Raw genomic sequence first — 13,123 nt, 5'->3', positions numbered from 1 at the left:
GCATGTCCGAGGCCGCACGCCGCGGTCTTCTGACACGATGAGGATCGTGGACGAGAACCGTGGAACACATCAGGAAGAGGACTCAACGGTGAGCCTTGAACAGACACTTGCCGCCGTCGAAGGAATCGGGCGAGACCTCAACGCTGTCACCTCGGTGATGGCTGACCGGGCACGCGCCCTGGAACGGAAGTCAGCGGAGCGCACTGCCGCGGGGGAGCCAGCACGCAGCCTCGAGGGTGTGCCTTTCGCGATCAAAGACGTCATCGACGTGGTGGGATTCCCCACGACGATGGGGTCGAAGGTCAGCAGCGGACCTGATCCGAGTGGGAGCGCTCCGGTCGTGAACCTCCTGGAGAAGGCGGGAGCGCTGCCGGTCGTCAAGACCAACTGTCAGGAGTACTCCTACGGCATCCTCGGCGATGAGAGCGCCTTCGGCCGAGTCATCAATCCGATCGATCCTGAACTGTGCACTGCCGGATCGAGCTCCGGATCTGCGGCCCTGGTTGCCGCGGGTGTGGTGCCGCTGGCATTGGGCACCGACACCGCAGGTTCCGTGAGGGTGCCTGCCGTGTGCCAGGGAGTCATCGGATTCAAACCGAGCTTCGGGGTGGTGTCGACCGAGGGCGTATTTCCACTGTCGCCATCCTTCGACACGGTCGGACTGTTCGCACGCGACCTGCCGCTGCTCACCACGGCGTTCGCAGCCATTTCCGGACATGGCCGGGACCTCGGCAGCGGAGGACTGGCATCGCCGGAGGCACTGACGGTCGACGTGAGTCTCCTGAGATCTGCCGACGACTCTGCGGAGGGGGCGCGCAGGTGGACCGAGCACCACCTCGGTGACGTCAGGACAACCTCGGCGAAGTCTGAAGAACTGGGCGAGACCATCGAACGGCTCTTCGGGATCTATGACATCGTGCGCCGCTATGAGGCCTACACGCTGCACCGGCGGTTCGCAGACGACCAGGGCGAGCTGTATCAGCCGGGGGTGTGGGCGAAGATCATGTCCGGGCAGACCATCACAGTCCCCGAGTATCAGGAACAGGTTGTTGCTCTGGAAGAGCTGCGTGCCTCGGCGATGGAGATCTTCGACGATGTCGACTTCATCATCACCCCGGGCATCGAAGGCGAGGTGATCCGCTGGGACGAGATCGGCCCGGAGTCCGCTGCACGATTCATGCGCTACTCGATGCCGTTCAACGTGTTGGGTTGGCCGGCGCTCACCTTGCCTGTCGGGGCTGTGGTCGGTGACGGTGGAACGGCGAGACCGGAGTCGGTGCAGATCGTCGGTCCGCCGAACAGCGACGAGAGGCTGCTCGCGTTCGCCGCGCGCTATCTCACCGGAGGAGGCGACGCCTAAGTGGTCGAATTGGACCGAAAGTTGACTGATTCTTCGGACCAAAACGACCACTTAAGCAGGCGGGCCGGCAGCATCTATGGGTGCAGCGCCTATGGGTGCCGCACCGTGTGTCTGCTCGAGACAGCTCCGGTCAGAGCCTCCAGCAGCTGTCGAGGGGATGCTTGCCTGCGAACGTGCGGGTCGTGAACGTCTCGATGCGAGGAATCGAAGCGATGTATCCGCCGATGTGCGTCGGGCCGAGATTGTCCTCGAGCGCCACTCGATTGCCCGCATCGCACCAGGTCGACGCCAGTTCCTTACCCTGCTCGAACGGTACGACGTCATCGAGGTAGCTGTGGTTGACGAGCACCGGAATGTTCGGAATCGACGCCTCGCCCAATCGCTGTTTGTCGGCGACAGGCATGAACTTCTCCTCGACCAGATCCTGGAAGGAGCTGCCGTCCTTCGTCAGCGTGGTCGTATCGAGGAAGGCATTGGAGACCGTTGCCTCGATGGTGCATTGGTCCGCGGCCTTGGCGACGGCGTCCAGTCCCTTCTGATTGAGGAAATCGGACAGTTCGACGTCGGCCTGTTCGGCAAATGACTGGACTCCGTAGAGGAGGAACGCCGTGTACGTGCTGGAGAGACCGGAGACTGTCTTGTACAGGTCTGTCGGTACGGCACCTGCCGATGCTGACGTGATGTTGAGTTCGGGTGCCCAGTCCTCGGCGAGTTCCAAGGCTGCTGTCGTGGCGTGACCGCCCTGCGAATAGCCGCGCAGCTGGAGCTTGGTTGAGTCATCGATCTCGCTGCCGTCGACCTGCTGGACCGCGCGGGCCGCATCGAGAACCGAGCGTCCCTCCTCGGTGCGGTCGAGGTACCGATGAGCACCCTCGGTGCCGAGGCCGATGTAGTCGACGATGACGACGGGATGCTTCGCGGCCAGCGCCGAGGCGACAGAGATGCCCTCGTATTCGGTGCCCATCCCCATCTGCCGGCTTGGGGCGCACTTGTCAGCGATGCCCTGGGTTCCCGGCGAGATGACGACAGCGTCCTTCGCCGGTCCGTTGGCGCCTTTCGGAGTGAGCAGCGTGGCAGTCGCGGCTCTCGCACGTCCTTCTTCATCGGTGGTCTTGTACATGAATGCCGTCGTCTTCGCGTCTTGTTTGATGAGTTTGATCGGATCGACGTAGAAATCCGACGGTGCCTGCTTGACGACTGCTCCATTGTCCTCTGGGAGCTGGTCCGGCGTTTGGTAGAAGTCTTCGGGGACTCCCGAGGAGGGAAGATCCTCAAGCGCGGCCCCATACTCAACGTCGGCGGTGGTGATCTCGTCCGATGTGTCGACGACCTTGCGTGCCTGTTCGACGCTCACCCCGTCGGGAACGTTGCTCTTGTTCAGGGAGCCGGAATCCTCGGCTTCCCTGTCTTTGATCATGCTTTTGGCTTCTTCGTCCGACTGTGGGACACGCTCCTGCGCATGGACGGGGGCCGCGGTCGAACCCACGGTGAGGGCCAGGCCGACGATGGCCGCGGCGCTCAAGGCGGCGATTCGCCGCAGGGGTGGAAGTGGTGAATGGCGGGACGTACTCATGTGTTCGGGTTCCTGCTCTGTCGTGTGTCTCAGCGGTGAGCGTGTGCGGACAGCGGTGGTGTCGCAGATCGGTCGGACGACGGTGGTGTCGTTTCGATCTTCTCCAGTGCGGAGCCTGCGTGGTGACAGACATCACAACCCTACTCCATAGTAGAACTCATGAGTAACATCGTTTCGCGGGTGTGTGGGTGCGCACGGATTCCCGGCCTTGGTGTCGAGTGTCTGAATACGACACCAGGGCCGACAGGTGTGAAAACCTGTCGGCCCTGGCTCGAACTGTGGTGCTGTGAAACTATGCGGGATTCACGACGCTCACGCCCGTTGCGCGCTTATGCCCGCTGCGCGCTCACGCCCGCTGCGCGTCGAGTTCTTCGATGTCCGGATAGATCGTCTCCGGCGGGGCAACACTGCGGTTGCGGAGCATGAAGAAGTAGAGCAGGAACGTGACGGCGATGCCGACGATCCACGAGACGTCGGCTCCGCCGAGCTTCGCGACCATGGGTCCGGTGTAGAAGGACTGAGCGAGGAACGGGATCTGCACAACGACGCCGACGCCGTAGGCCAGCAGTGCTCGCCAGTTCCACTTCCCGTAACGGCCCTTGTGGTCATAGAAGGCCGGAATGTCGAAGCGGTCCTTCGAGATCAGGTAGTAGTCGGTGAGGTTGATGATGCTCCACGGCGTGAAGACCATGAGCAGTGCGAGCACGAAGTTCTTGAAGTTCGCAAGGAAGTCCGCCGAGGCCATGAGCGCCACGAGCACGGTCAGCGTCACGATGCCGATGACGAAGACCGCGCGGGTCCAGCGACGGATATTCGTCTTCTCGCCGAACGAGGTGAGGATCGTCAGCGTGCACATGAACGCACCGTAGGCGTTGAGCGTGTTCACGGTGAGCTTGCCCAACAGGATGACGATGAAGATGAGGAGCGCGTAGACGCCTCCACCGACGATGTCGCCGACGAAGCTGACCTGGTTCTCGATGAAGGAGTTGCCGGTCTCGGTCATGGCGGCCGCGCCGATGAGGGCGCCCAGGGTCATCGACCACTGTGAGCCGATGACGGAGCCGCCGAAGGTGAACCAGAAGGTCTTCGATGCCGGGGTCGACCGGGGCAGGTAGCGCGAGTAGTCGGCAACATAGGGGCCGTAGGTCAGCTGCCAGCCGACGGAGAGTGCGATCGCGGACAGGAACGCCGGGAACGCGAAGCTCGATCCCGAGATGAGTCCGGGAACGTCGACCTTGGTGAACACGCAGTAGGTGATGAAGAGAAACCCGAGCAGACCGGTCACCGAGGAGATGCGACCGAGAACGTGGATGTATTTGTATCCCAGCAGAGCGACCGCAGCGGTCAGCGCACCGAAGATGACGATGCCCACCGCCGGAGTATTGGACCCGATGATGAGGTTGACGGCCTGACCCGAGAGCACAGCACCGGTCGAAGCGAACCCGATGTACATGAGCACAACGAGCACCAGCGGGATGATCGCGCCGATGATGCCGAACTGCGCTCGCGAGGAGATCATCTGCGGCAGACCCAGCTGCGGACCCTGCGCCGAGTGCAGCGCCATGACGATGCCGCCGATGATGTTGCCGATGAGCAGGCCGACGATGGCCCAGAGGGCATCGGCGCCGAAGACAACGGCAAGTGCTCCGTCGACGATGGCGGTGATCTGGGTGTTGGCGCCGAACCACAGCGTGAACTGGGACCGTGCGGTGCCGTGACGTTCATTGTCAGGCACCATCTCGATAGATCGTTTCTCGATCCCCGAATTGGACGTACTGGCCATTGGTTTCTCCTTCGAATGGTGAATCAGACCCAGTCAACACCCGAAATCAGGGTGAAACGAGACCCGAGTCACACAATCTGTCCGAAATATCGGAACCTTGGTGGGCGTGGAGCGGAAAACGGGGTTCAAGGGCGAATCGATCACCCTTGAACCCCGACCTGATCGTATTCCGATGCAGATTTCGGCTCTGTTTCGACTGGTTCAGGCAGACAGGCTCCGGGCGATGATCGTGCGCTGGATCTCCGAGGAACCCTCGTAGATGCGGTAGATCCTGGCATCGCGGACATAGCGTTCAAGCGGGAAGTCGCGCGTGAATCCGTACCCGCCGTGGATCTGCAGGGCCTCGTCGGCGATGAACGCGGCAGCCTCGGAGGCGGCGAGCTTTGCCGTCGCCGAGGAGCGGGTGAAGTCCACCTCGGCGTCCCTCTGCTCTGCGGCATCCATGGTCAGCAGCCACGCCGAGCGGTACTTCGTGTACATGTCCGCGAGCTTGAAGGCGATGCCCTGCAGGCGGTTGAGTGGTTTGCCGTTGATCTTGCGCTCGCCGGCCCAAGCCACAGCCGCATCGAGTGCGGCCTTGCCGATGCCCAGACTCATCGCCGCGACCTCGATGCGCCCACGGTCGAGGACGCGCATGGCCGTCGTGAAGCCCTCACCCTCGACGCCGAGGAGGGCGTCATCAGGCACGATGGTGTCGATGACGAATTCGTAGACCGGGCTGCCGCGCAGGCCCATGGTCTTCTCCGGAGGATTGAAATTCAGTCCGTCACCGGCTGCCTTGGTATCGACGATGAAGGCACTGATCCCCTTGTGCCCAGCCTCGACGTCGGTCTTCGCGTAGACGACGATGAAGTCGGCGAATCCGGCATTGGTGATGAAGCACTTCGTGCCCTTGAGGTGCCAGCCGTCGTCGACCCGTGTGGCCCGCGTCGACATTTCGGCAGGGTTCGAACCCGCGCCTGGCTCGGTCAGCCCGAACGCGCCGATGACCTCGCCGGAGGCAGCACGCGGCAGCCACGATTCGCGTTGGGCATCGGTGCCGCCGAGGAGGATCGAGTCGGTGGCGAGGAACTGCGCGGTGATGATCGACGCCGTCGAGGCGCACGCCTCGGTGACGGCGGCGACCATCTGGCTCATCGCCACCGATCCCACACCCGGCCCACCGAATTCCTCGGGCAGGTTGAGGCCGAGGACCCCCACCTCGGCGAGGGTCTTCAGGGTCTCATCCGAGACGCGCTCGTTCGCGTCCGCGGCCGCTGCCTGCGGGACCAGTACGTCCTTGCTGATCCGGGCGACCGCGTCGACGAGTTCCTTCTCGTCGGTGCTGATGTCGAAAGCCATGGTCCTACTCCTTCGTGGATGCTGTCGTGAGCTCGGCATTGTGCTCGCCGAGGTGGGGCACCGGCATTGCGGACGCGGGCCTGGCGCCGTCGACGAGGATCGGGTGGGCCAGGAACGTGTGCCCGGTCCGCTCGTCCGTGGCACTGAGTCCGCGACCGTCGGTGATGGGACCGTCGAGCGCCTCGGCGAAGTTGAGGACGGGTGAGTTCGGGACGCCTGCGTCATCGAAGATCGCGCACAGTTCAGCCACCGTGTGACCGGTCGTGAACTCCTCGATCTCGGTGCGCAGGGCCTGATCGTTGTCCGAACGGTCGGAATCGGTGGCGAAACGTGGGTCGCGGACGAGCCCGGGCTTGCCGAGCGTGGCTGCGAGGACGCCGAAGAGTTTGTCGTTGGCCACGGCGATGACGACGAGGCCGTCGCTAGCTGAGTAGGTGTCGAAGGGTGCGGAGATCGGGTGCCGGTTGCCCACACGGTTCGGTGTCGATCCGGCGGCATGGATGGCCGTGTTCGTCGGCTGCATGGCAAGCATGACGTCGAGCATCGGGATGTCGATGTGGGCGCCCTCGCCGGTGGTCTGGCGGTGGAAGAGCGCGCTCGAGATGCCGAAGGCGGCGAAGACTCCGGCGGAGACGTCGGCGATGGATTCGCCCACGCGGGTGGGGGAGCCCTCAGGGAAGCCGGTCGACGACATGAGTCCGCTCAGGGCCTGGATGACGGTGTCGTAGGCGGGTCGCTTCGCCTGCGCGCCGGTCTGGCCGAAGCCGGAGATTGAGGCGTAGACGATGTCCGGTTTGATCGCTTTGAGGTCGTTGTAGGCCAGCCCGAGTTTGGCTGCCACGCCCGGCCGGAAGTTCTCGACGACCACATCGCAGGTGCGGATGAAGTCAAGCAACTGCGCATGCTGCTCGGGATCCTTGAGATCGGCCTCGATGGAGCGTTTGCCCCGGTTGAGCGACGTGAAATAGGTCGAGCCTGTGTCAGTGAAGGGGCCCAGGTGGCGTGAGTCATCACCGTGGCCGGGCATCTCGATCTTGAAGACCTCGGCGCCCTGATCGGCGAGCATGGCGGTGGCATAAGGGCCGGCCAGCACGCGTGAGAAGTCCGCGACCCTGACCCCGTGGAGAAGTTGCTTCGTTGCGTCCATGAGGACAATCCTCGGCGCGGGGGTGTGTGAAGACAACGGGCAATGCGGACTATTCGTCCGACATGTCGGATGGGTCACGTGGTTGGCGTTGGCAAAGCATGCACCAGGCCGTGGTCAGTGATTGACGGTCAGCGATGGACGTTCAGCGAACGGTGGGCAGGATCGTCGCGGCGATGCCGAGGACCGAGTCGAGCGCAGCGTCCTCATGGTCGAGGCGATAGGCGAGGTAGAGCTTCGTGGTCTCGTTCTCTGCGTTGAGGGGGACGGCGGTGACGTCCGCGCCATAGCCGACCGCCACGGAGTCGAAGGTGATCGTGATCCCCATGCCGGCCGCGACGAGCGCGGCGATCGACTGCGAGTCGGGGGCCTCCTGAACGACCTTCGGAGCGAACCCCGCGTCAAGGCACAGACGCATTCCGGTCTCACGCAGATTCGAATTGGGGCGCGGAGGAAGGAACACGAAACGTTCTTCGCTGAGCTCGGCGACGTCGACCGAGGAGCGCTTCGCAAGGCGGTGGCCAGGAGGAACGGCGACGCATGGGCGTTCGATCTGGACCGGCCGTCCAGCGATGAGCGGCGGGCGTCGCTGCCATCGGACGAGTGCGAGATCGAGCGTGCCGTCCATGATCCGCTCGAGACCTTCATCGGCATAGACGCTCGACTCAAGTTGGAACGAGATGCCCGGGTTCTTCACCTCAGAGGCGGCGACCAAGGCCGCGGCGAGCTTGCGGGACGACGGGTGGGAGTAGCCGAATCTGATTCGTCCGATCTGACCACTCGACGAGCGATGGACCGATTCGACGGCGGCCTGCTGCGTGGCGAGCATGTGCTTGGCAGGTTCGTAGAGCGCATGGCCGGCGGAGGAGAGGCTGACGGATCGGGTGGTGCGCTGGAACAGGGGCGTGCCGAGTTCCGCCTCGAGTGCGCGGATCGTCCGGCTCAGCGGCGGCTGGGCCATGCCGAGTCGCTCGGCGGCGCGGCCGAAATGGAGCTCTTCGGCAACCGCGACGAATGCGCGGATCTGACTCAGTTCCATCTTTGGTGTCTCCGTCTGTTCACTGGTGGACTGCTCACTGGTGGACTGTTTGCTGGTGGTCCGCGCGACGCCCATCATTATTGCACAATTGAGTATTAATTATGTCAATCTTTTGCAGAACAAGGTCTTTAATATAGTCTGCGAATTATGGACAGTGACACAGTCGTCAGTTTGCCGCACGCGGTGAAGAAGCTCGTCAGCCCTGGAGACACGGTTGCCCTGGAGGGATTCTCTCACCTTATCCCGTTCGCCGCGGGCCACGAGATCATCCGACAGGGGATCACCGGACTCACGTTCTGTCGGATGACGCCCGATCTGCTCAGTGACATGATGATCGCTGCCGGATGCGTCGATCGTCTCGTGTGCTCGTTCTTCGCCTCGGGATCGGCTGGCAGTCTCTATGAGATCCGTCGGCGCATCGAGTCCCAGGACCCCGCGCCGCTGCCGGTCGAGGAGTACTCCCACCACGCCATGACCCTGCGCTATCACGCGGGTGCCGCCCGGCTGCCGTTCGCGCCGATCAGTTCCTTCGTCGGATCCGATATGCCAGGCATCAATCCGGACATCCGCGCCGTCGTCGATCCGTACACGGGCAAGAAGATCCACGTGGTGCCCCCGCTGAACCCGGACGTCACGATCATCCACGCTCAGCGTGCTGACCGGAAGGGCAATGCCCAGATCTGGGGAATCGCCGGGGTCCAGCAGGAGGCCGTCTACGCGGCCGACAAGGTCATCGTCACGGTCGAGGAGATCGTCGACGATGAGGTGATCCGCGCCGATCCGAATCGCACGCTCATCCCCGCACACGCCGTGGACGCGGTCTGCGTGGTCCCGACGGGCGCCCACCCCTCTTATGTGCAGGGATCCTATGACCGCGACAACACCTTCTACCGCGACTGGACGCCGATCTCAAAGGACCCCGAAGCGCTGCGCGAATGGATCGATACCCATGTCCGCGCGACGAAGGACCACGAGGAGTACCTCGACACGATCGGCCGCGACCGGATCGCAGCCCTGCGGATGGCTCCCCGCCCGTCAGGAAGCGTCGACTACGGACGGCGACCGGACGCGTCGACAGAACGGAGCTCACGATGACAACAGCAGCTGACTTCACGGAGACCGAGCTGGTCGTGTGCGCCGCGGCGAAGATGCTCGCCCGCAGCAACACGGTCTTCGCCGGCATCGGCCTGCCCACACTGGCCGTCGACCTCGCGCACCGCACGCTTAACCCCGATATCCAGCTGGTCTACGAATCCGGTGTGGCCGGTGCCCATCCGGAATCGATGGCTGAGGGCATCGCCGATTCGGTCGTCGTCTCCGGCGCCGAGGCGGTCGTGAACATGCATGCCCTGTTCGGCTACGTACTTCAGGGTGGCAACGTCGACGTCGGGTTCCTCGGTGCTGCTCAGATCGATCGCTTCGGCTCCCTTAACACCACAGTCATCGGTGATTGGGATTCGCCGAAGGTGCGCTTGCCTGGATCCGGTGGTGCCGCCGACATCATGGCCAATGCCGGCGAGGTGTTCGTCATTCTCCGCCGTCACGACCCGGCGGCGCTGCCGCGTGAACTCGACTTCGTCACCTCGGCATCGCCGGTCAGGGCGGCTGAGCATCCCGACTTCATTCAGCCGCGCGGATTCGGGGTCAGCACCGTGATCACCCCGCTGGGGATCCTCGAACGCAAGGACCGCCTCGGCGAGCTCGAGCTCACCCATGTCCATCCCGGCGTCACGAGTGACCAGGTGCAGGAGCAGACCGGGTGGGACCTGGCGATCTCGAACGATCTGACCGTCACGCAGGAGCCCACCGCCGAGGAGGTCCGACTTCTCCGCGACGAGATCGATACGGTCCGGCTCTACCTCCGCTAGGCTCTGCCGGCGCTGAGTCCTCCCGGCGCCGGCCATAACCGGCGTCCCCGCGGGGACGTCGTGACGTCGTGACGCGGCGACGCGGTGGCGTGGTGCCGGGCTGACCCAACGAAACAGCGCCCCGTGCACAATGTGCACGGGGCGCTGTCGTGATCTGAGAACGTCACCGCGGGGACGCTTTCGCGCTCCGCGGTGACGTTTCGCGAGGTCAGGAGCACATGGCCTCAGGTTCGGGGTGGCCTCAGGCGCGGGGAGCGGTTTCGCGTTCCAGAGCGGCGAGGCGCTCGTCCTCAGCGGTCTCCTCGGCGAGTTCGATCTTCTCAGCTTTCTCGGCGGTCGAGTCCTCGGAAGCCACCCAGCCGGTCTTCTGCAGGAGGGTGAGCGTGCAGACGAGCGAGACCACGGCATAGGATCCGCCGAGGATCGCCACCGGCAAGATCGTGTGTGTGCTGGTGTACATCCACTGGGCCAGCGCCGGGGTGGCTCCCGCCACGGTCATCGAGCACAGCTGGTAGGACAGTGAGATGCCCGTGTAGCGCACCTTTGCAGGGAAGGCGCGGGCCAGAATGCCGCCGATTCCTGCGTAGAACATCGAGTGCGGGACGGTGGCTGCTGCCATGCCGAGGATGGCGAGCCAGGTATTGCCGGTTTGGATGGCGAAGAACATCAGCGGCATCAGGACGAACTCTGGGACCACGATCCAGAAGATTGCCTTGCGCATGTCCTTGACCCGGCTGAGGATGACGGCGCCGAAGGGTTGGACGATGAACTGCACAACGAGTGCGATGGCCACGATGCCGAGGAAGCTCGACGTGCCGTAAGCCCAATCGTGGGACTTGTCCGTGGCCCACGCCGTGGCGAAGGTGGTCTTCAGGTAGGTGACCTGCACGAGCGGCAGGGCGCCGGCTCCGATGAGGATGATAGCCCAGTGCTTCTTGAACGCCTCGACCACCGGCACCTTGACCACAGCGTCCTTCTTGCGGGCCTGCTGCATGACCTGTGGCTCTTCGAGCTTGAGCCTGATGACGAGCCCGACGATGATGAGCAGGATGGATGCGAGGAATGCGATCCTCCAGCCGTAGAGGATGAACTCCGGTGTGGGCATCATCGCGAGAAAGAAGAAGACTCCGGTGGCCAGCAGGTTGCCTGTTGGCGATCCCTGTTGAGCGAAGGCCGAATACAGGATGCTCTTGCCCTTCGGCGCGCTCTCGCTGGCGATGAGCACGGATCCGCCCCATTCGCCGCCGACGGCGATGCCCTGCAGGACACGCAGGAGTGTGAGGAGGATGGGCGCGGCGAGGCCGATTGTCGAGTAGCCGGGCAGCAGGCCGACGAGGAACGACGCAGCGCCCATGAGGACCAGCGTGACCACGAGCGACTTCTTGCGCCCATATTTGTCACCGAAGTGTCCGAAGATGATTCCGCCCAGCGGGCGTGCGATGAAGCCCGCCCACATGGTCACGAACGAGAGCAGAGTGCCGACTCCTGCCGGCAGATTCTCCGGGAAGAAGACATGCCCGAACACCAGCGCCGAGGCGGCGCCGTAGATGTAGAAGTCGTACCACTCGATGGTGGTTCCGACGTAGGAGGCGATCCCTGCTTTGCGGGCGCTCTTGGCTGTATTGGCCGTAACTGACATGCGAGTCCTCTCAGGTGGAGCATCTTTGCACCAGCCGACGGCGAGAACAGCGCCGTCGATGATGGATTCACAGTAAGCGGGTGGACGGTCGGCGGCAAATAACCCTGAGCTATATCGCTATAACCAAAGATGATGTATGTGAGTGAAGCCCAGGTCACGACTGGTCTTACCTGTGAGTTGGAATCCCGACGCTATCTTCGCAGGCTTCAGCATCTGAGACGGAACCAGTGGCCAGGGACTTTTGCTCAGGGGGTATCAATTGACGCAGCGGTCGTCACAGACGCAGGAGCCGAAGCAGCCGTCGTCACGGACGCAAGCGCCGTCACGCAGGCGCCGTCAGACAGAGGTCGTCAAGCAGCCGTCACGCAGTCGTCGGCGCTGCTTCTGTCGACTCTTCGGAGGCGACCACGATGTCCATGCTCAGATCGCCCACCGGACCGGTCTGATCCTCTCGGCGAATCGTCACCCAAGACTGCGGCGCATTCGGGTCCGAGTCGATCCTGCTGAACGACAGACGCTCGTCACGGCGGGAACTGCGAGCCAGGGGAGTGGGCACGAGGGTGATCCCCAGCCCGTGCGCGACCATCTCCACAGCCGTCGCCCAACTGGTGGTCTCGTGCTGGATGCGCGGCTCGAAGCCATGCGAGCGGCAGATGCCGACGACGGTGTCGTGGTAGATCGGGGAGGCGCTCCTGCGGAAGATGACGAACGGTCGATCGGCCGCCTCGGCGAGGGAGAGGTCGCCTAACTCCGATGGCACGCACAGCCAGAAGTTCTCCCGAGCTGCCGGAGTGCAGATGACGCCGGGGTGCTGCAGCGGCATGTGCCCGCACGAGATGTCGATCTCGTGGCCCAGCAGCATGTCGCTCTGACTCGCCGAGGTGGCCTCCCGGGTGGTCACGGAGATGTGCGGGCGGGCGGTGGTGAAGTCCTTCACCGCTTCCGGCAGACCGCGGTGGAGGAACGTGGCGACCGTGCCGATGGTAATCGTCGCAGGTTCCCCGGAGCCGACCTCGGCGGCGACTCCGTTGAAGCGATTCGCCGCGCCGACCGCGGCCTTGGCGTGGGGGAGCAGTGCGAGTCCGGCGGGGGTGAGTCGGGTGGACGGGCTGCGCAGGAACAGCGGCTTGCCGACGAAGTCCTCGAGGCGTCTGAGCTCGGCACTCAGCGCCGGCTGGGAGATGCTCACGGCATCGGCCGCGGTCTGGAACTTCCCGTGCTCGGCCAAGGCGATGAAGTAGCGGAGACGCCGAAGGCTCGGTTCGCTCATGGTTCCTCTGCCCTCCGGTGGTCGACGTGGCGTGCACCCATCACTTTACGGGCAGAGACCCATCGCTTTGCGGACGAGAGCACTGTCTGCAAACAGGCGCCTCGTC

General features: G+C 63.8%; 10 protein-coding genes. 3 read left to right on the top strand and 7 right to left on the bottom strand.

Annotated elements, in window-relative coordinates; all coding sequences use genetic code 11:
* The first annotated feature begins 88 nt into the window (after positions 1 to 88).
* Positions 89 to 1,360 carry an amidase gene (locus MPN20_RS11665; RefSeq protein WP_242782386.1) on the top strand — a complete coding sequence of 424 codons (1,272 nt, stop codon included), beginning with the start codon at positions 89 to 91 and terminating at the stop codon, positions 1,358 to 1,360.
* Between the two features lie 130 nt (positions 1,361 to 1,490).
* On the opposite strand, the gene MPN20_RS11660 is transcribed toward MPN20_RS11665, so the two are convergent.
* From MPN20_RS11660 to MPN20_RS11640, 5 genes are all read right to left on the bottom strand, one after another.
* Complete coding sequence (locus tag MPN20_RS11660; protein WP_242782384.1) at positions 1,491 to 2,933, bottom strand: lipase family protein; 1,443 nt, start codon at positions 2,931 to 2,933, stop codon at positions 1,491 to 1,493.
* A 346-nt stretch (positions 2,934 to 3,279) separates the two neighbouring features.
* Positions 3,280 to 4,716 (bottom strand): cytosine permease, encoded by a 1,437-nt coding sequence (locus MPN20_RS11655; protein WP_242782375.1) that lies wholly within the window; start codon positions 4,714 to 4,716, stop codon positions 3,280 to 3,282.
* 201 nt (positions 4,717 to 4,917) lie between these two features.
* Complete coding sequence (locus tag MPN20_RS11650) at positions 4,918 to 6,057, bottom strand: acyl-CoA dehydrogenase family protein (protein WP_242782373.1); 1,140 nt, start codon at positions 6,055 to 6,057, stop codon at positions 4,918 to 4,920.
* 4 nt (positions 6,058 to 6,061) lie between these two features.
* Positions 6,062 to 7,204: a CoA transferase gene (locus MPN20_RS11645; protein WP_242782371.1), complete on the bottom strand. Its 1,143-nt coding sequence runs from the start codon at positions 7,202 to 7,204 to the stop codon at positions 6,062 to 6,064.
* Positions 7,205 to 7,346: 142 nt separating this feature from the next.
* A complete protein-coding gene (locus MPN20_RS11640) occupies positions 7,347 to 8,240 on the bottom strand; it encodes a LysR substrate-binding domain-containing protein (protein ID WP_242782369.1) in 894 nt (297 codons plus the stop codon).
* 147 nt (positions 8,241 to 8,387) lie between these two features.
* Here MPN20_RS11640 and MPN20_RS11635 point away from each other — a divergent pair, with 147 nt between their 5' ends.
* Complete coding sequence (locus MPN20_RS11635; protein ID WP_242782361.1) at positions 8,388 to 9,335, top strand: CoA-transferase; 948 nt, start codon at positions 8,388 to 8,390, stop codon at positions 9,333 to 9,335.
* The gene (locus MPN20_RS11630; RefSeq protein ID WP_242782360.1) at positions 9,332 to 10,108 is read left to right on the top strand and encodes a CoA-transferase; all 777 of its coding nucleotides are present in this window, start codon (positions 9,332 to 9,334) and stop codon (positions 10,106 to 10,108) included. Before MPN20_RS11635 ends, MPN20_RS11630 begins: the two co-directional genes overlap by 4 nt.
* Before the next feature lie 241 nt (positions 10,109 to 10,349).
* Here MPN20_RS11630 and MPN20_RS11625 read toward each other — a convergent pair whose 3' ends face one another.
* Together MPN20_RS11625 and MPN20_RS11620 are read right to left on the bottom strand one after the other, a co-directional pair.
* A complete protein-coding gene (locus MPN20_RS11625) occupies positions 10,350 to 11,747 on the bottom strand; it encodes an MFS transporter (protein ID WP_242782355.1) in 1,398 nt (465 codons plus the stop codon).
* A 361-nt stretch (positions 11,748 to 12,108) separates the two neighbouring features.
* Entirely contained in the window at positions 12,109 to 13,017 is a 909-nt protein-coding gene (locus MPN20_RS11620; RefSeq protein ID WP_242782353.1) for a LysR family transcriptional regulator, read from the bottom strand.
* Between the last annotated feature and the right edge of the window lie 106 nt (positions 13,018 to 13,123).

Source organism: Brevibacterium sp. ZH18, from assembly GCF_022748595.1.
In the GTDB taxonomy this organism is placed as follows: Bacteria; Actinomycetota; Actinomycetes; order Actinomycetales; family Brevibacteriaceae; genus Brevibacterium.
This window is presented reverse-complemented; position numbering and strand designations above follow the sequence as displayed.